General features: G+C 32.9%; 17 protein-coding genes. 1 reads left to right on the forward strand and 16 read right to left on the reverse strand.

The genetic code is table 11. The features are described from left to right. Positions 1-213 precede the first annotated feature (213 nt). The 12 genes from thrS to PKN74_RS06410 all read right to left on the reverse strand — a co-directional run bounded on the left by thrS (position 214) and on the right by PKN74_RS06410 (position 15513). On the reverse strand, positions 214-2136 hold the full coding sequence (gene thrS / locus PKN74_RS06355) for a threonine--tRNA ligase (RefSeq protein WP_472309724.1): 1923 nt from the start codon (positions 2134-2136) through the stop codon (positions 214-216). A gap of 23 nt (positions 2137-2159) precedes the next feature. Then, on the reverse strand, positions 2160-3224 hold the full coding sequence (prfA, locus tag PKN74_RS06360; protein ID WP_472309756.1) for a peptide chain release factor 1: 1065 nt from the start codon (positions 3222-3224) through the stop codon (positions 2160-2162). Between the two features lie 177 nt (positions 3225-3401). Next, the gene (locus tag PKN74_RS06365) at positions 3402-4274 is read right to left on the reverse strand and encodes a DegV family protein (RefSeq protein WP_472309726.1); all 873 of its coding nucleotides are present in this window, start codon (positions 4272-4274) and stop codon (positions 3402-3404) included. 171 nt (positions 4275-4445) lie between these two features. Continuing rightward, positions 4446-6449, reverse strand: a complete 2004-nt coding sequence (locus tag PKN74_RS06370; protein ID WP_472309728.1) for a methyl-accepting chemotaxis protein — start codon at positions 6447-6449, stop codon at positions 4446-4448. 150 nt (positions 6450-6599) lie between these two features. Continuing rightward, positions 6600-7514 carry a radical SAM protein gene (locus tag PKN74_RS06375; RefSeq protein WP_472309730.1) on the reverse strand — a complete coding sequence of 305 codons (915 nt, stop codon included), beginning with the start codon at positions 7512-7514 and terminating at the stop codon, positions 6600-6602. 81 nt (positions 7515-7595) lie between these two features. Further along, on the reverse strand, positions 7596-8084 hold the full coding sequence (locus PKN74_RS06380; protein WP_472309732.1) for a GNAT family N-acetyltransferase: 489 nt from the start codon (positions 8082-8084) through the stop codon (positions 7596-7598). A 150-nt stretch (positions 8085-8234) separates the two neighbouring features. Next, entirely contained in the window at positions 8235-9422 is a 1188-nt protein-coding gene (locus PKN74_RS06385) for a glycoside hydrolase family 18 protein (RefSeq protein WP_472309734.1), read from the reverse strand. Between the two features lie 5 nt (positions 9423-9427). Then, on the reverse strand, positions 9428-10687 hold the full coding sequence (locus tag PKN74_RS06390; protein WP_472309736.1) for a carbohydrate ABC transporter permease: 1260 nt from the start codon (positions 10685-10687) through the stop codon (positions 9428-9430). Next, positions 10687-11559, reverse strand: coding sequence for a carbohydrate ABC transporter permease (locus tag PKN74_RS06395; protein ID WP_472309738.1), 873 nt, complete (start codon positions 11557-11559; stop codon positions 10687-10689). The genes PKN74_RS06390 and PKN74_RS06395 overlap by 1 nt, the downstream gene beginning before the upstream one ends. Before the next feature lie 118 nt (positions 11560-11677). Continuing rightward, entirely contained in the window at positions 11678-12883 is a 1206-nt protein-coding gene (locus tag PKN74_RS06400) for an extracellular solute-binding protein (RefSeq protein ID WP_472309740.1), read from the reverse strand. 108 nt (positions 12884-12991) lie between these two features. Beyond that, on the reverse strand, positions 12992-14413 hold the full coding sequence (locus PKN74_RS06405; protein ID WP_472309742.1) for a glycoside hydrolase family 3 protein: 1422 nt from the start codon (positions 14411-14413) through the stop codon (positions 12992-12994). Between the two features lie 14 nt (positions 14414-14427). Beyond that, a complete protein-coding gene (locus tag PKN74_RS06410) occupies positions 14428-15513 on the reverse strand; it encodes an ROK family protein (RefSeq protein ID WP_472309744.1) in 1086 nt (361 codons plus the stop codon). Positions 15514-15838: 325 nt separating this feature from the next. Between PKN74_RS06410 and PKN74_RS06415 the strand changes: the two genes are divergently transcribed. Beyond that, entirely contained in the window at positions 15839-16303 is a 465-nt protein-coding gene (locus tag PKN74_RS06415; RefSeq protein WP_472309746.1) for a chemotaxis protein CheW, read from the forward strand. Positions 16304-16386: 83 nt separating this feature from the next. Here PKN74_RS06415 and csrA read toward each other — a convergent pair whose 3' ends face one another. From csrA to PKN74_RS06435, 4 genes are all read right to left on the reverse strand, one after another. Beyond that, complete coding sequence (gene csrA, locus PKN74_RS06420) at positions 16387-16662, reverse strand: carbon storage regulator CsrA (RefSeq protein WP_472309748.1); 276 nt, start codon at positions 16660-16662, stop codon at positions 16387-16389. A 2-nt stretch (positions 16663-16664) separates the two neighbouring features. Next, complete coding sequence (fliW, locus tag PKN74_RS06425; protein WP_472309750.1) at positions 16665-17138, reverse strand: flagellar assembly protein FliW; 474 nt, start codon at positions 17136-17138, stop codon at positions 16665-16667. 17 nt (positions 17139-17155) lie between these two features. Next, complete coding sequence (gene flgL, locus PKN74_RS06430; protein ID WP_472309752.1) at positions 17156-18040, reverse strand: flagellar hook-associated protein FlgL; 885 nt, start codon at positions 18038-18040, stop codon at positions 17156-17158. An 18-nt stretch (positions 18041-18058) separates the two neighbouring features. Then, positions 18059-19805 (reverse strand): FlgK family flagellar hook-associated protein (locus PKN74_RS06435; protein WP_472309754.1); only part of this gene is annotated, 1747 nt, incomplete at its 5' end.

Raw genomic sequence — 19805 nt, forward strand, 5'->3', positions numbered from 1 at the left:
AATAACACCTTTGGGTTTAGAGTATTTAAAATACGCAGTTGAGAGTGTAAAGCAACAGGCAAAAATTCTGGAAACTTTTATCAGTAAATGTGAAGAGGTTTTGAAAAAATATGATTCTGCAGATGAATAAAATAAGAAAAGGAACTAGTTAGACTAACTAGCTCCTTTTTTGTTTCTCTATTAGAAAATATAATTAATTATTCAAAAAGATATTTAAAAACTTAAGTTTAAACTTCTACTTGCTATTTCTTCTTTAATTTTATCGATGAAAAGATCTCTTGAAATATTTTCTTCAGTTTTGCCTTTAATTGTTCGAACGTTAATAGTATCAGAATCTAACTCTTTCTCTCCAAAAACTATCATGTACGGTACCTTTTTCATTTGTTCGTTTCTTATTTTGTAACTTACTGTGGAATCAGTATCGTTAACATAAGTTCTGATATTTTCTTTTTCTAATTGATTTGCAAATTCTTTGGCCTTTTCATTAAATTTTTCTGAAACAGGGATAACCGCTACTTGTACAGGCGCAAGCCAAGTTGGGAATTCTCCTGCAAAATTTTCTATCAGAATTCCAAAGAACCTTTCCAATGATCCGAATATTGCTCTATGAATCATAACGGGTCTTTCATATTCACCTTTTTCATTTGCATATACCATTTCAAATCTCTCTGGCATCTGGAAATCAAGTTGTATGGTAGTGCATTGCCATTTTCTTCCTATAGAATCTGTCACATGAAAATCGATTTTAGGACCGTAAAAAGCTCCATCTCCTTCAGCTATTTTATAATTTATCTGAGACTTTTCTAAGGCTAATTTTAGTGCTTCAGTTGCGCTATCCCATGTTTCAACCTCTCCCATGTGATCTTCAGGCATGGTACTTAAAATTGCTTCATAGTCAAATCCAAATGTTGAATATATTTCGTTGGTAAGTTCGATCACCCTTATTATTTCTTGTTCCATCTGCGATTTAGTACAAAATATATGGGCGTCGTCTTGAGTGAATGCTCTTACTCTAAAAAGACCATGCAAGGTACCGCTTCTTTCATAGCGATGCACTTTTCCAAATTCAAATAATCTTATTGGAAGGTCTCTGTAACTTACAAAGTTGTTTTTGTAGATTAAAATATGACCTGGACAATTCATAGGTTTTACTGCCATCGGCATATCTTCTTTTTCGGTAAAAAACATGTTTTCTTTGTAATGATCCCAGTGACCTGATTGATGCCATAGTTTAATATTCATTATCTGGGGAGTTTCTACTTCACTGTAGCCGTATCTTTTATGAACTTCTCGTGAGTAATCCATTAGTTCGTTTAGAACGATCTTACCGTTTGGTAGAATAAACGGCATTCCTGGCGCCATCTCCGACTGAAGCATAAACAAATTTAATTGAGGACCTAATTTTCTATGATCACGTTTTTTAGCCTCTTCTAACATATTTAGATAATCGTCTAGATCTTTCTTTTTTGCAAAAGCAGTTCCATATATTCGTTGTAGCATTTTATTCTTTTCGTCACCACGCCAATAGGCCCCGGAAACTGATAAAAGTTTAAAATGTTTAACATAACCAGTAGAAGGAAGATGTGGCCCTCTACATAAGTCTACAAAGTCACCTTGAATGTAAATGGAGACTTTATCATCTTCTATTTCATCAATCAACTCAAGTTTGTATGGTTGGTCTTTAAATATTTCTTTTGCTTCATCTTTCGTAATCTCTTTCCTAACTATTTTTATATCTTGCTCGATTATCCTTTTCATTTCTTCTTCTATTTTTGGAAAGTCTTCTTCTGATATACTGTGTCCTTCTACATCAAAATCGTAATAAAAACCATCTTCGATAACAGGACCTATTCCTATTTTGACTTTATCTGCTCCGAAGACATGAGTAACAGCTTGCGCCATAATGTGTGACATAGTATGTCTGTAAATTAGAGGAGCTTTTTCGTCATCTAATGTGATTAATTTAACTGTGGAATCTCGAGTTATCGGATAATTTAAATCAACTAACTCACCGTTAACTTCAGCAGCTATTGAATCTTTGTACAATCTTTCCGATATATCTTTAGCTATATCGGCAGGTGAAACACCTTCTTCATACTCTTTCGATGAACCATCCGGAAAGGTTATCTTAATCATTAGACCACCTCTTATTTCATATTTTATATTGTAAGAGTTTCTATTTTTTCCTTGAGATCATGTTCTATCAGTTTATCAATGATTTCATCTAAATCTCCATCTAGTATTTCATTTATTCGGTATGTTGTGTATTGTATTCTATGGTCTGTTACTCTGTTTTGTGGAAAATTATAGGTTCTTATCTTTTCGCTTCTTTCGGCTGTTCCAATTTGTGATTTTCTTTCTTTTACTATCTTAGATTGTTGTTCTTCGAGTTTGAGTTCAAATAATTTTGCCTTCAATATATTTAAGGCTTTTTCTTTATTTTGATGTTGAGATCTTTCTTTTTGACAGGTTACAACTATTCCTGTTGGAAGATGGGTTATCCTAACTGCAGAGTCAGTTTTGTTAACGTGTTGTCCGCCAGCACCACTAGCTCTATATGTATCTATTTTTAGTTCATCTTCATTTATGTGAATGTCGATATCTGTGGGCTCAGGAAGTACCGCAACAGTTGCTGTAGAAGTATGTATCCTTCCAGAAGATTCCGTTTGAGGAACTCTTTGAACTCTATGGACTCCACTTTCATATTTTAATCTTCTGTATACTCCCTTACCGTTAATTCTTAATACAGCTGTTTTTATTCCACCCAACTCATTTTCTGTAATATCTAATATTTCATATTTCCAGTTATTTCTTTCAGCATACCTTAAATACATTCTCAACAGATCAGCAGCGAAAAGTGCTGCTTCGTCTCCTCCAGTTCCAGCACGTATTTCCATTATAATATTTCTATCGTCGTACTCGTCAGGGGGTACTAATCTCTCAGTAATTTCTTTTTCTAATCTTTCTTTCTTCGCTTCAAATTCCTTAAGCATTGACGTATATTCTTCTTCTGAAACTTCCCCTGAATTATACATCTCGTTAAGAGCTTCGATGTCTTCAAGTGTAGACACGTAATTATTAAACAATTCATTTAATTCTGAAAATCTGGCGTGTTCTTGCCCTAGCTCTTTTAGCCTTTCTAAATCGCTAGTTATATTCGGATCACTTAATTTACTTTCTAATTCCTGTAACTTTTTTTCTACGTCATCTTTAAATTCTAGAATGTTCAAAAAGACGGTGTTTTTAAACACCTTCCTCCTTTCTCATTTTAATTCTATTTAATTCTATCGCTGTCCCCACATCCATTATTGAATTCAAAGTCTACTTTTAATGAAAAATTTACAAAGGTCTTCTTCAATGGTTTTAAAGGATCCAATGTTTATTCACATAAACTTAAGATTTCATTCGGTAACAAACCCAACACCTATCGCTCCAGGACCAGAATGGGCACCAATTACTGCTTCTAATGTTCCTCGATATATTTTACCCTTATAATCTAACTTTTCTTTTAAATTTTTGATAAGGTATTCTTGATCTTCTTCGTACAAAGCACTACGTGTACAGATAATAGTTTTTTTTGGATCTTTTATTCTTTTTACAGCTATATCAACCATTGCATCTAATGCCTTTTTTCTAGTTCTAGACATTTTTATAGGTTTAACTACTCCATCTACAAATTCACTTATAGGATTTATTTTTAACATAACTCCTAGAAATTTGGCTGCCCCTCCAATTCTTCCGCCTGCTTCCATATATTTTAAGGTTTTAACGCTAAATATTGTATGTGTTTTGGCTATCAAATTTTTAGCTGCCTCATACAGTTGTTCAAATGTATGTTTGCCTTTTTCTATGAGTTGGGCTAACTTAATCTCCATTGCTGATTGTCCACAAGTGCAAGTTCTGGTATCGAAAACCTTAACGTCACAATCCGGATAATCTTCCAAAAATGAAGTTTTTGCTAGACTAGCGTTGTTATAACTTGCTGATAGATCGCTTGACATAGTGGTTATTAATATGTTTTTGTATCCTTTTTGGTATTTCTCTAGAAGCACGTTGTACCAATCTTCTGGGTTTGGTGCTGAAGTTTTCGGAAATATATTGGGATCCGCTTCCATTTTTTTGTAAAGTTCTTTATCAGTAATATCTTTTCCTTGAACTAAATATTTTTCTCCATCCAAAGTGATATAGAACGGTACGAGAGAAATATCGTACTTGGTTAATATATCTTTTGGTAGATATCCCCCTGAATCTGCCACAATACAAATTTTATCCATGCTTTTTCTCTCCATTTTATTGTAGTTAGTAATTAAAAATATCTCTAGATATATTTTAACATAAATTTGTTTTTTAATTATGTAATTTGTTAATATTTGCATTTTCATTGCATATATAAAAGCAGGCTTGACGCCTGCTTTTATCGAGTTAATAATCTATTTTAAATGCTTTTATATTTTAAACTTCTTCACCTGTGCAACTAACTTCTCTGCAATTTGAGAAAGCTCTTCGCTAGCCATACTTACTTGCAATGTTGCATTAGCTTGTTGTTTAACAGCAGAAGTCATTTCTTCTATTTGCTGAGCTATTTCAGTAACGGACCTTGCTGCTGAATCCATTGCACTACTCATTTCTTCTGCCGCAGCACTCATTTCCTCGGAATTTGCTGCCAAGCTTTCTATCATACTACTTATTTCGTTAACTTCTTTTAAAATATTGTATATCTCATTTTTAATTATAGATGACTGTTCAACCGTTTTTTCTACTTGTTTTGTGGCCTCTAACGTTTCTGATCTTGCCTTTTCTGTACCTGTTTGTACTTGATTTAGAATTGTTGCTATATTATCGGTGGCTCTCTTACTATCTTCAGCAAGTTTTCTTATTTCATCAGCAACAACTGCAAATCCTCTTCCAGCTTCTCCAGCTCTAGCTGCTTCTATTGCAGCATTGAGGGCTAGTAGATTTGTTTGCTCGGCAATAGAATTAATTGTTTCAACAATAGACCAGATGTCTTTGGCGTAATTAGCTAATTCTAGAACCACTTTTTCTGTTCTCTTAGCACCTTCTTTGGTCTGTTCGATCATGTTTACAATATTATTTACAGCTAAGTTCCCCTTATCAGCTGCCTCTTTTACATGACTTGCTTTTTCTGTTAACTCTTGGGCAGATCGAGAAACGTTTTGGGCACTTGCTGCTACTTCTTGTATACCTGATGTAGCTTCTTCTATGGATGCGGAAACGTTTTGAACATTTTTGTTAACATTTTCCATTTGAGCTGAGAGTTCTTCACTAGTGGCACTCATTTCTTCTGCAGAACTTGCTAAGTTTTGAGCCGTTGAAGCTACTTGTTCAGAATAACTTACAATTTCACTGAAGGAGTTCCTTAAATTATCGCCCATCTGTTGTAAAGATTTAGCCATCATCACAACTTCATCTTTTCCTTTTGCTTCAAACTTAATCGTTAAATCACCTTCACCAAATTTCTGCGCAGATTGAGCCAGTTGACTGATAGGTTTTGAAATACTTATACTCAGGAAAAATATAATTACTACAGCAATAGCAACTATTATAATAATGATAATCATAGTATTTTTCAACAATCCCCTAACTGGTGCCTTTAAATCATCTTCAGACACGACTGCTGCGAAAGACCAACCTTCTGCAGTTGGAATAGGTGAAAAGAAGATATTTTCTAACTTACCTTCTGGATTAGTGAACTGTCCCTGACCTGATTGCTTTGCAACCATTTTTTTGCCTATTTCTTCAAGTCCTTGATACTTGTGTTTAGAGGATTGAAGAAGATTTAGATTCATCACTAAATCTTTATTAGGATGAGCTATAATCATACCAGTTGAATCTACAATAAAGGCGTATCCAGATTTCCCTATATTTATGCCTGATACAAAATTAGTTAAAGTATCAAGGAGCACTGTAGCTGCAAAAAGTCCTATATTTCTGTTAGCTTCATCTTTTACTGCTGCTGCGATTACAACAACATTCTTACCTGTAACTCTTGAGACTAATACATCACTTATAGAATAATCTTTGTTATTTTTCATTATATCTATAAAATACTGTCTATCTGATAATTTTGAAACAGACCCAAGGGTATCTGGACTAGTTCCGTCTGGATATGATATAAGAAACATTTCATATTCAGGTCTTTCTTTGAGTATGCGTGGAAGATATTCTTCCATTAGCGATGTCCAGTCCTTGGTTTGAAATGCGGCCTTTACCTCATTTGTGTCTGCTAATAACTGAACCTCTTTTAACAACCCTTTTAACCATTCATCTACAGTTCGTGCTCCAATTTTTTCAATTTCAGTAGTTAAATTTATTATTTCTTCAGATACAACGGAGTTAATCTGTACATAAAGTATTGAAGCTAGAATTGATAGTAAGACTACAATAGGTACTAAAATCAAAACGAGCATTTTACTCCTTAATGTTTTCATAGCTGCCAGCGCCCCTTTCATTTAAAAAATTTAGAAGTTATATAAATCTCAAAGTTCTTTTTGTTACTTGTAAATACTTCACAAAAAAACAATCCTACACAATTTAAGTTATATAAATCGTATTTCTCAATCTTGCCCACTTGTAAATTTTTAACAAAGCCTTAAACCTAGTTTTTGTGCATAAGCATAGGCTTCTTGGTACTCATGAAAACTAACTCTTCTTCGTAACTCGTCATATTCGAAAGCTCTATGAGTGGGATAGTATTGTTTCATTAGATTAACTAAACAATCTTGAGACAGTTCTTGTTTAATAAACTCTAAAATTGTCTTTGTTTCATCCAGGCATCCTGGCAACATAAGATGACGAATAAGCAAGCCTCTATAAGCTATTGCTTTTTCGTCTAATTTTAAACCTCCCACCTGTCGGTCCATTTCTTTTAGAGCTAATTTGACTTTTTCAGGATAATCTGGAGCCTGAGAATATTTTTTGGCTTTTTCAGAAGAGATATATTTGAAATCTGGCATGTATATATCTATTATTCCATCCAATATTTTTAGGGTTTCGACACTTTCATAACCTCCACAATTATAAACTATGGGTAAATTCAACCCTTTCTGAGCAGCTATATAAAGAGCTTCGATAATATTGGGTACAAAATGAGTAGGGGTTACTAAATTTATGTTATGACATTTATAATGGTTTTGCACTAATAGCATCATATCAGCAAGTTCTTTATTAGACACAATCTTTCCTCTGTCTTCAAAGCTAAGCTCATAATTTTGACAATAGACGCATCGCATATTACAAAATCCAAAAAAGATTGTGCCAGAACCTCTAGATCCCACTAATACATGTTCTTCGCCAAAATGAGGACCTACGCTTGATACAATAACTTCTGCAGGAGCTCTACAAAAACCGATATTTGTGGTTCTATTCACACCGCATTCGCGTGGACATAGATGACACTGGGTCAGATGTTTTTTAGCTTCATCAACTTTATCGAGCAAAATACCATCTTCTAAAGATTTTACATAGATTGGTTTAAAAATTATTTCTCTTTTCACCCATCCTTATTAAATATTCTTGTATAATAATATAGTGAATTACCGCAACTTGCGTTCCTCTAAGACGTTTTGGCCTAAATCTCACGGATTATTTTTTCTTAAAATCCCTTCATAGATCCCTGGGACTGAATTTTCTATTGGAATTGCATTTACAATCTTTTCATAAAATTTTACTGGTCCAGCGCTTCCTATTATTGCATAAGCATATCCTACTTCCCACATTCCTTTTAAACCAATTAAAAGTAGTGCTTTCCCTATATCTTTTCCTCTATAACTTTCCTCAACACCCATTGGACCAAAAAAACCTTTGCAAGTACTATCATAACAAGAGAAACCAACGATTTCATTTTTTGCTCTATCTATGGCAATGAAACAACTTATTGGAGAACGTGAAAAAGAAATATCGCTTTCGCTTGCCCAATAATCACCAAACTTTTCCTGAATCCAATTAACAACAAACTTTTTCTCTGGTGCTTTTGCTCTTCTCACAGAAATATTTTCATTTTTTAGTTTATCAAAAAGGGTTTCATCATAAGGTAAATCATAAAGTTTTACAAGCATATCGGGCATCTTCTATTCTCCTTTTTCAAAGTTTTTATTAAACTAATTTTTTCAATACTATCATAACATTATTTCACCGCTATAAACAAATAATAAAAAATGGCTTCCTAAACAGGAAGCCAGATTAAGAAGATAAAATCCCATAATACGAAAGTAAAGCTACTTCTTCAGAGTTTCATAAGCTGCGTTGAGAAGGTCGTTTTCGATATCATCTACGTATTCCCAATACATTATTCCTCCTAATTTCATCTCATGGACGTACTTTGCCTTTTGGGCAACCGACTGGGGATCTTCATAAGTTATAAACGTTTCTCCATCGTATAAATACGGAACTTTTGCAGCATCATCCCAGTATCTTCTAAAATCATTTTTATCTATATAATATTTCTTAAGGATTGTGTACGGTATTGCTCCACCCGGCCAAATGGTTTCTTGATACTTTTGGAATAAGCCATCACCATTTTCACCAGGCTCAACCCCATAAAATTCTCTTCCATATGCTGGAAATCCTAATACTAACTTTTCAGCAGGAATTCCTCTATCAATAAACCTTTTAATAGCGGCATCAGAAGACAATCCCCAATGTGCAACAGGATCTTGAGGATTTATAAAAAGATTAGAGTGATGAGCTGTGTTTGCACTCCAAGGTCCATGATAATCATATCCCATCACGTTAATTGAGTTAACCAGAGGAACGACTTTCTCCCATTCTATTACATCTAAAAACCAACCAGATACATTGGCACAAAAAGATATCTCCTTATCCTCTCCTAATTTTTCACGAAGTAGTTTTATAAGTTCTGTGAAGTTTTCTTTATCTTCCTTTCGAGCTTTTATGGTTCCTCCACCACCATCAACTGGATATTCCCAATCTAGATCTATTCCATCCAAATTATACTTTTCTATATATTCCACAACACTATCAACAAAAATTTCCCGTGTAGCCTTAGTTGCGACCATATCTGAAAATCCATCAGCCCCCCATCCACCAACTGCCACAATTATTTTTAAATCTGGATATTTTTTTTGTACCCTTTTTACTTCCTCCCACACATCATTAACAATAGTTTGAGAAGATACAGTGTCTGGAACCCCTGGTATTCTTACATCATAGTTTGATATCTTAAATTCGTTGTTGATTCGAGCGAAAGCTAAATATAGGTGAGTTAATTTATCTCCTTCTATATCTTCCGCAGTCCAATCTTTTCCTACCCAGCAGGGCAAATATGCAATAATTTTGTAATCTTTGTTTTCCACTGTTATGTTCTCCTTTGTATTACTAAGATTCTCAGAAAAGCTTAACAAACTTACTGTTAACACTATCAAAATAACCCATATCTTTTTCATTTTATCTACCCCTTTACACTTCCGGCAGTTATCCCGGATATGATTTGCTTTTGAAAAATTAAAAAGGCTATCATTATCGGTAAACCAACAATGGTTGTTGCTGACATAAGGTAGGGCCACTGTAATTGTGTCAACTGTTGATAAAGCGCAAGACCAACTTGAGCTGTTCTCATTTCACGAGACGACGTTAGTATCAAAGGCATGAAAAGATCGTTCCATGTTGTTATAAATGTGTTTATTGCCATCACAGCCAATGCTGGAGAAGAAAGTGGCATCACTATTCTGAAAAAAACAGCAAACGGTCCCGCTCCATCAACTACAGCTGCTTGTTCTATTTCTATTGGAAGCTGTTCTATGTACTGCTTTAAAATAAATATACCAAAAGGCGTTACTAATTGAGGTAATATTAATGCCCAGTAAGTATCTAAAAGATTCAAGTTTTTCATTAATATGAAAATGGGAATGGTGGTTACTTGAAAAGGGATCATCATTGTAGCAAGTATTAGAGCAAATAAAAAGTTTTTGCCCTTAAATTCTCTTCGTGCAAATGCATAAGCCACCATTGATGAAAATAAAAGATTAGCTACTACAACTGTGACTGACACTATGATACTGTTTATAATATATCTTCCAAACATATCTTCAGTCCATACTATGACATAATTCATCAAGGTTGGATATTGATTGTAAATTTTGATATCATCTATAAGAAAAGCTACATTGGATGCATCTTCTTCGTTGTTTAGCACAACTGAAATACCTGTTACATATTTGAGGTTTAGTTCATCTTTATCAAGTGCTTTTTTATTTATAACTATTTCTTCCCATTGTCCTGTTTTTCCCAGCTTAAATGGAATATCTTGAAATTTCCCATTAACATCTTCAAACCTAACATATCCATTTTCAATATTAGGGGTTTCTACCTTCAGCCAGAAATTAAAGGTTTTTACTTTTCGTAAATCTCTGGTAGCTCCTATCATTTTTATTCCAGGATTTCTTTCACCTGTTGACTCGATTTTCAAAGATTGCGTTGAAGTAGGAGACTCTTTTACTAATGAATAGTCAGTATTACCTAATGGTGTAATCGTACGTTTTATAACACTCATGTATCCCGCTTCAAAATCGTTTAAATAGTAATCTTTTACAATATTTGTCATAGTTCCCTGGGGAATAAAGGATGTATATATCATTATCACCAACGGAAAAAGAAAAATTATTAACAAACAAAACGAAATAATTAACAATACCGTTTTTTTAATATTCACTAATATTCACTCCTCAGGGCCCTTTGCTGAATCAAGGTAATAATTAGAACAATAATAACTAGAATATAAGCCATTGCTGAGGCATATCCCATTTTAAATTGTCTAAAACCTGTTATGTAAAGGTAGTGAACAATAGTTTGAGTTGAATTTAAAGGGCCTCCACCTGTCATTGTAAAAATTTCAGCAAAGATTTGAAACGATCTAATAGTATTTATAGCTATGACAAAAAACAACGTGGGTTTTATTAAGGGTAGGGTTATTTTAAAAAATGCGTCACTACTAGATGCTCCATCAATAGCAGCAGATTCGTACAATTCCTCAGGAATACTTTGTAGACCAGATAAGAAAATTATGGTATAATATCCAATGGCCGCCCACACATCCATTATCATAATAGCTAACAAAGCTGTGTTAGGTGACGCGAGCCACCCAGTACTTTTTTCTATACCAAACATTCTAAGCATATGATTGAGTAGACCGTCTGCACTATAGATATAGCGCCATATTGTTGATATAACAACCATTGACATTACCGATGGAAGAAAGAAACCGGCTTTGAATAACCCTTTAAATTTAACCATTTTACTGTTAATTAAAACAGCTAAAAGAATTGATATTATTGTCGTAAAAGGTATTGTTCCAACAACAAAGATGAGTGTATTTTTCATAGCTTTCAAAAATATTTCATCTTTAAATAAGGCGGTATAATTTTTTAAACCAACAAAATTCATTGCCGGATTTAATCCGGAATAATCTGTAAAGCTTATCGCGATTGAATAGATAATAGGATAAGCGGAAAAGATTATAAAAGTTATGATCCAAGGAAGCAGAAAAGCTAACGTGGTTAAATTGTACTTGCTTTTTGTTTTCATTATAAACAGCTTCTCCTTTTCACATTTTTTAGTCTATATAAACCAAACAACGGGTTTGATTTATAGAAAGGCAGAGGGTTAACTCCTCTGCCCCCTATCTTGTAACTCAATTAGTTTCCTACAGCAACGCTTGAATCTGTTCGTTGTACTTTTGTAGTATATTTTCGATAGGTGTATTTGTGAGTAATATTTCTTCAACAACATTAGTGAATATTTGTTCAATTTTGTTAGCTTCAGCTAATGGTGGGAATGGTACAGCATATTTATTTTGTTCAAGAAATGTTTTGTGTAGTGGATGGCTCTCGAACCATGGGTCGTTTTCGATACCTACTTTTGTTGGGAAAACTTCGCCCGTGGTTCGAGTTATTTGCATAGCTACTTCTTCGCCTAATAGATACTCTATTACTCTCCATGCTTCGTCAACATGCTTGGTCTGTGAAGAAATACCTAATACTTCTCCTCCGGCAAATGAAGCATGATAACCATAATTTTCTCTTGGTTTTGGAATGAATGCAACGTCAAATATAGTTTCTGGATAATCTCTCTGTATATTGTTTATATATGCTGGACCTGCAAAGAAGAAACCTAATTTTCCTTTTCCAAAAGCTTCTGCCAATTCAGATTCCTTTCCCAGTAATGCATAATCTTTCAAACTTCTGTAATAGTACGCCGTCTCAATTACAGGATCAGAATTTAAGGTCGCCTTTTTCAAATCTGGAGATACAAAGTGTCCAAAATTTCCCCAAACGGCTGGTAAGAACCATTGTTGATATGGACTATACAGCTCACCTACACATAACCCTGCACCATAGATATCGGGTCCGAGTGCATGGATCTTAGCTGCAGCATTTAAAAGTTCCATCCAAGTTTTTGGAGGATTATCTGGATCTAAACCCGCTTTTTCAAGGAGTTCCAAGTTATAATACATACATCTTGGAGCAAGAAGCCAAGGAAAACCCCAATAACGATCTTGATATTCAACAAAATTCCACGCCACATAATTATCTTTGACTTTATCCACTAAATCATCAACTGGTCTTAAAACACCTTGAGATGCAAATGTTGCAAGCCAAGTGTTACCAAGTTCAATTACATCTGGAGCCGTTCCAGCTGCGATAGAAGTAACTATTCTATCAAATCCTGTAGCCCATGAGAGTTGAACTATTTCTAATTCGATATCAGGATTAGCCTTTTCAAAATTCTCCTTTACCTGTTGGGACAAGTTATCATCCATCATGAACTGCCATACTGATATTTTGGTTTTTCCAAAAGATAAAAGTGTTAATCCAACAAGCATAAACACTAATAACGCCTTTTTTCTCATACTAAAAACCTCCTCCTTCTTTATTAAATCAGTTTTGGATAAAAATGTATCTAGCTGTTACTAAACTTTCTTAACTTCCACCTCCTTTTTCTAATGTTTGAAGAATTTTTAGACATCAAATATCGTTTTTAATGCATAATAGATTGATAAAGCTTTTGTTGAATTGGTGAGAACATATTTTTCTGTTTGGTAATTTTGAAGATCCCTCTCATCCCTTAAAATAATGTATATAACGTCGTTGGCAAATTCTTTAATATCTTTTTGCATTTTTAATTGTTTTTTAAAAAGATATGAATCTACTACAAAAGAAACGATGAGTTCTGTCTTCTCCAAGGGTTCATTAATTTTCCCTATCTCCAAATCGTAAGTTTTTATTTTAGGATTATCAAATAAATTGTTTATCAAATTGGGATATTCAAAGTAATCTTTGTTACTTGTATCAGATGGAGAAAGCGGATCTCCTTGGGGAATGAGAAAGGTAATTTCAGAAAAATCAATCTTCTTGTTTATATTCGTATTAATCGCTTTCCTAGAAATTTCTGTTAAAAATCTTGTTTCATAATCGGATTCTATGTATTGATTTTGCAAATTAGTTATTCTACCTAAGCTTTCTTCTAGCAATTTTTTATCAATTTCCCTGTTAGAATACAGGTTTATAAGCTCCCTATAAAGAGGTCCAAAATTAGCATCGCAATCTCCAACAAGCAACAAATCTCCTGTGGCATTAAAGAATTTTGACACAATTTCTCTTGGTGAATAATTATCACGAATGGCTTTCATTTCAAGGGCATCTGTTATAATTAATCCTCGATAGCCTAACTTATCTCTAAGAAGATCTTTTAAAATACTTTTTGATAAGGTAGCAATGTTATGTTCATCATATTGTGGGCATATTATATGAGCAGTCATTATAGCTTCAGCTCCACCTTCAATTGCTTTTATAAAGGGATAAAAGTCGTTATCGTCTAAATCCGGAATTATCGGAATTTCGTGGTGTGAATCTTGAATCGCTTTTCCATGGCCTGGAAAGTGCTTACAAGTACCCAAAATATGATTACTCAAACCCTTTAGAAAATTTACTCCACATTCTGCAACGACTTTGGGATCATCTGAAAAGGATCTTAAGCCGACTACTGGACTAGATTTTTTTGCTCTTACATCTAACACTGGAGCAAACAACATATTGAATCCTAATTTACGTAACTCGTCTCCTAAAAAATCTCCATAAATGTAAGAATAGTGGGACTCTTTTGTAGCTCCAATAGCCTTATTACCTGGAGAAGGAAGTATCCCCGGAACGGTTTCAAGTTGCCCTCCCTCATGATCTGAAGAGATAAAAAGCTTGATCCCCTGATCTATAACTTCATGAAGTCTTTCTATACTTAGTTGAAGGTCGCTTAATGATTTCATGTTAGCTGGATAAAGTATTATTCCTGCTGGTTTAACTTCTTTTATTAAATCTATATGATGACTTTTTATTCCATTTTGAAAACCTAGTATAAAGAACTTTCCTAAATCATTTTTGTTCAACTTGTCTTCCTCCCCTAAACTGTCTGTATTTTTTTAAAAAACTTCTTCAAGTATTTTTCTTCTTCAAACGTTTTTGAGATAAAATTAATTGCTGCTCCTACCGCGTTTACAGATTCTTCTTTACTCTCTTTGAGAAATTTGATTTTTCTTTTATCTTTCATAAATATTTTTTTCTTAGTCTCTTCTAAAAGATAGTTCAGAGCAATTTCAGGTAGAAACCTAATATTTCCATCGTATATTATTGTATCTGGATCCAAGATACTCCCTAATAAACCAATTTTTTCAGATAATTCATCAAGAAAACTTTCAATGGCCTCAAAAACTTCTTCTTCTTCAAATTTTTTCAAAAAGTTAAAGTAATCAGTTTCATATTTTTTATCTTTTACTAAATTGAATTTGAATTCATATTCCCCTGAGCAGTTGTTAGAACCATGATACAAATGGTTATCAATGATTATTCCAATACCAACTCCTACAGGATCTCTAAGTTCATACGGTATAGAGGTATAAATGTATAAAATATTTTTTGCCGTATTTTGCAGTTTTGAATTATAGTAAGCAGCACCGATATTTGAATCGTTATCTATCAAAATAGGTATTTCAATCTTTTTAGATAATTCTCTAACTAAATAAAAATTTTCTATGCCTAAAGCTTGTGAAAATATAATTTTTCCTTTGACTGGATCAATTATTCCTGGAAGAGATATTCCAATTGCGTATAAGTTTGGATCTTTTTTTTCTTCAACAATCTTAAAAATTGTTTCTGTTAAATTTGCTTTATTGATTTTCTGATGAATAACAAATTTATCTTTTATATCTCCGTTAAAGTTAGTAATAACCCCTTCTATTCCATTTTGTTCAATTTCTAAACCTAGAATATGAAAAATATCATAATTAAAAGAATACACATTCGTTTTACGACCACCTTGAGAACCTGGTTTTAGAGAACCTTCAGTAACTACTATCTGTAAACTCTTAAGTTTTCTAAGATATCTTGATACAGTAGATTTGTCTAGACCTAAGTCTTCTGATATTTGATTTATAGTTGCTTTTTTATGTGACCACAAATATTTTGTAATGGAAAACAAGTTCTCTTGCATTGTCTCTAGCTCCTTAAATTATTTATCATTAAATTATCTTTTGTTAAACATAAAAATTTGTAAGAATTTTAGTTTGATGGATTTAAAGTTCGTTGCTTGCAGCATGCAACTAACTAAATTATACAACTAATTCATTATTTTGTAAAACCTAATTAATAGTCATTAAAGATAAACATAACCATTTAAAGATAAATATTTAGAATTAACTTAATTTTTCGTAGAATTTGAAATTTTTATTATGCTTAATAAAAAATAATTTTTATAAACGGATTATGATATAATTAATAAAAACACACAAACAAATATTCAAGAAAGGGGGATAAAAGTGTCAAGTGAAATTAAGATAGTAACCTTTACACTCGGTAAAGAAAAGTTTGGATTAGATATAATGAATGTAGATGCTGTTATAGAGTACGAAGAAACAACAAAATTACCTAATACAGCAGATTATTTTGAAGGTATTATTAATTATAGAGACGAAGAGGTTCTTCCAATAATCAATTTGCGCAAAAAATTTAAAATGCCTGATTTTGAAAATAAGTCTCGTGCAAAAGTTATTGTGGTTAAGTTAGGAGATAAAAAAGTCGGAATAATGGTGGATGACGTTAAAAATGTTAGAAGTGTTAATTCAGACCTCATAGAAGAAAAACCTAATATAGGTGGATTACGAGGAGCAAAGTTTATAAGTGGGATCGCTCGTTTAGAAGAAGGGATGCTCATCATTTTAGATATAGATAAGTTAATAACTGAAGAAGATAAAATTGAAATAGATGAAATGGTTAATAGTTGAAAAGGTTCTTTTTGAAATTACATATTAGCTGAAGATACATGGCTGAGCAAAAACTCAGCCATTTTTTAATTTTCTTTTATTTTTTATTTTAAATCAATATTTTTATATTTTGGAGAAAAATTTTTAGGAACCTCGTTTTTAAATAAATTAGCTGCTTCTATAACGTCGTCAATTAATGAGGCTTTATTTTGATTGACAATTTCTTCATACAGCTCACTTCTATATATCTTTATCTCTTTGGGAGCTTCAAATCCTAATTTTAGAGTACCGTTGTTGGATTCTAAGATAGTCATTTTTACATGATTAGTTCCTAATTTTATTATAATTGATTCTCCTACTTTCCTGGATAATATTAACAAATTTATCCACCATCTCTTTGAACCGATAGTAACTGGTTATTTCTTTCAATTTCATCTTTCAAGTAATGCCTGATTTTATATTCGCTACTTTCAATTAAAAGTTGTAATCCTTTTTTATTCCTTAGAGAAATTATAACAGGGGCGGCCAAATTTATTGTGATATCTTCCTTATTGTGAGGTATTGTTAAAATACAAATAACCACTGCATCTTCAGGCTTTTCAAGCTGTAAGTAGTCTGTAATATCCTCAGGTAAAATAATCTCATAATCGCTTCTTATAAGTTGTGGAAGAATTACTGGAAATGCCACGTCTTTGTCTTCTAAAGAAACCAGCCACATAATAGGAAAGGTTGATTCTGGCTGTAACAAAGCAAATTGAGTGAGATTTTCAAATCCTGGGATACCATATTCGAAATCGATAATTTTATCTGTATCTATTTTAACATTTCCGAGTTTAGTATCAAAATTTTCTATCATATTAGAATATTACCTCCTTATATAAAATCTATCAAAGTTGGGGGAATAATACTGCCTGCTGCTTTCAAAGCTGCTTGTAACACAATTTGCTGCATAGCTAAATTCATTATAACTTCGGCAAGATCCGCATCAGATTCTTTTGAGAGAAATTCTGTAGTAAAACTATTAAAATCCCCCATTCTCTTTAATGTCATATCAAACATTCTTTCCACCGAACCCACCTTTGCTAAAGATTTTAAAGCTTTTGATTGTATTTCTTCAATATTTCCCAATTCTTTCTGTATTAGTTCATTATCGCCCGATTTAATCGCTTCTGACAATCTATCTATTATTCCAAAAATGGAAGATCCACTATCAGTAACAAAAACATCGTAAACTGTTACCCCATACTCAATTTCTTGGCCTGCTAACGATACTTTACTTCTTACGTTAGCAAATGGTGGCACAGTAATTTCAAAATCATCAGTTACAACCTTTTTGTTATTTTGGGCTCCACCAAAGATATAGTTTCCTCCTATTTCAGTGTTTGCTATACTTACAAGATGGGTGTTAATCTTGTCTAATTCTTCAGCTATTGCGTTTCGATCCTCTCCACTAAGAGTACCGTCAGCACCTCTAACAGAGAGTTCTTTAATTCTATAAAAAATACTACTTATCTCTTGAATTGAGGAATCATACATATTAACATAGTTCTGTGCTGTTTGAACATTTGAGGTATATCTTTCAATTTCTCTCAATCGACTATCTAGATTAGATACCTTAGAAACTACTGCAGCGTTGTCTGAAGGATATCTATATTTTTTCTCTGAAGTCAATTGAGAATTCAATTCAGTGTATCTTCTTAAAATGTCATTTATATCTTGAAGAGTCTGTTTTGATAAAAGATTTTCTGTTATTCTCATAATAATTCCTCCCTATTTTTAAACAACGCCCATACTACTTACTACAGTACTTAACATTTGATCAATAGCAGTAATAACCCTTGCACAAGCATTAAATGCTTGTTGATATTTTATCAGATTTGTAACCTCTTCATCAATAGAAACGCCCATAACCCTTTCTCTTTCTATTGTTATTTGCGAATTTAGTGATTCACTGTTAAGTTTCATTTTTTGGGCAGTTTCACCTTTAACTCCTATTTCTGTAATCATATTAGCTAAAAAGTCAGAAAAACCAAGTCTTCCATTGTCTAAAATAGGAGAATACCTTAATTGAGTAATTTGATCCCAAACAGTAACACTACCAGCACCTATGGGTTGGTAATTATTTCCGTCAAATATCCCAAGATCAATAGCTAGCAATGATGGATTACTCATTAGATTTTGAGAAACAGAAATTTGATTTATAAGACCGATTTCTTTGTCTATTCTCAAAAGATCTGCTTTTGAAAACATACTTTCTATTCTGTCTGGTGAAAGATCTGGAGATGTAATTGTTATTATATTGTTTGAACTATCTTCAATTAACCCAAGAGCATCAAATAAATTTGCGTTACCTTTTATTACAACATTTGCTAGATCAAAATCAACAAAGTTACCCGCTCTTAAAACAAACTTTCCATGTGGGGTAATTGAAGCTGTAACTCCCATATTGGTAGCATTTATCTTTTCTACAAGGTCGTTTGCTGTATCTTTAAGTGGATCTATTTCAATCTTTATACCGTTTATGCTCATTTCAACTTTTTCATTGGTACCTAATAAATTGTTTAATGTTGGCTTTGAAACATCCAACGCATCAAGAGTGATTTTTTGAGCATTCATTTCTGAAAGAGAACCTTCTATGTCATTTAAGACAATCGTATCAATGTCGTTGTTAGGAACTTTGTTAGTTGGAACAATATAAATAAAATCATTATCTTTAACAGCCTTTAGATAGCCTCCAGTGCCAGAGTTGATGTTATTAATAAGCTCTGTTTTATCATTAAAATCAATTGTATAAGTATTATCATCTATTGTAAATTGTAAAGAACCACTTACAACATCGTCTACCGAAATTTTATAAGCACCAATTTCTTTAGTTGCAAAACCATATTCTTTTAAGAAGTTACCTCCAAAATCAATTATTAGTTGATCTTTAAGGTCATCTCCAGCCGTATCTAAATACAATGCCTTACTGGCTGAGTCATATTTTATATTAGGTGTGAATGGATAAGGTAAGTTGGTATCTCCTCTAATAGAATACAAATTAAGAGCATTTGTGTCTTGGATTTGATTTGTGTCTATGTTTGGATTTGAATTGTAACTTTTAAGGCTAGTAACATATTCAATAGTATTGGGGTGAAAAACATCTTTTATTCCTGCAATTCTAAACAGTCTTGTATCTTCTAAGCCTTTTTTACTTGTTAAGTCAGAAAAAAAGTTGGCTCCTGTTATTGTACCTGTTGCATCCCAACCTTCTTTATATATAAGGTTTGTAGAATCTACTAAAAATAATCCAAATTCGTCTATTTGTCTGCGATAAGATGGTATAATTTCATCCCTTAACTCAAAAAGGGCTGCAATCGTTCCGTCACTAAATTCCAATAAGTTATTTCCTATATAGGTTTGATAAGTATCCTGGGTTCCGGGAAGTACTGCTAACTTTATTTCTTGATAATAACTTCCATTCAAGACCATTTGATTTCCTATACTTATAGATATTTGATTGTTGGCTAAAGAATTTACTTTA

The organism is Defluviitoga sp. (assembly GCF_035349255.1).
Lineage (GTDB): Bacteria > Thermotogota > Thermotogae > Petrotogales > Petrotogaceae > Defluviitoga.

Bases quoted from the DNA above. Each gene is read 5' to 3' on its own strand.
- fliW (WP_472309750.1), bottom strand. From the start codon at position 17,138: ATGATAGAAAATTTTGATACTAAACTCGGAAATGTTAAAATAGATACA.
- flgL (WP_472309752.1), bottom strand. From the start codon at position 18,040: ATGAGAATAACAGAAAATCTTTTATCAAAACAGACTCTTCAAGATATA.
- PKN74_RS06385 (WP_472309734.1), bottom strand. From the start codon at position 9,422: ATGAAAAAGATATGGGTTATTTTGATAGTGTTAACAGTAAGTTTGTTA.
- PKN74_RS06370 (WP_472309728.1), bottom strand. From the start codon at position 6,449: ATGAAAACATTAAGGAGTAAAATGCTCGTTTTGATTTTAGTACCTATT.
- PKN74_RS06380 (WP_472309732.1), bottom strand. From the start codon at position 8,084: ATGCCCGATATGCTTGTAAAACTTTATGATTTACCTTATGATGAAACC.
- PKN74_RS06410 (WP_472309744.1), bottom strand. From the start codon at position 15,513: ATGCAAGAGAACTTGTTTTCCATTACAAAATATTTGTGGTCACATAAA.
- PKN74_RS06365 (WP_472309726.1), bottom strand. From the start codon at position 4,274: ATGGATAAAATTTGTATTGTGGCAGATTCAGGGGGATATCTACCAAAA.
- thrS (WP_472309724.1), bottom strand. From the start codon at position 2,136: ATGATTAAGATAACCTTTCCGGATGGTTCATCGAAAGAGTATGAAGAA.
- PKN74_RS06400 (WP_472309740.1), bottom strand. From the start codon at position 12,883: ATGAGAAAAAAGGCGTTATTAGTGTTTATGCTTGTTGGATTAACACTT.
- PKN74_RS06395 (WP_472309738.1), bottom strand. From the start codon at position 11,559: ATGAAAACAAAAAGCAAGTACAATTTAACCACGTTAGCTTTTCTGCTT.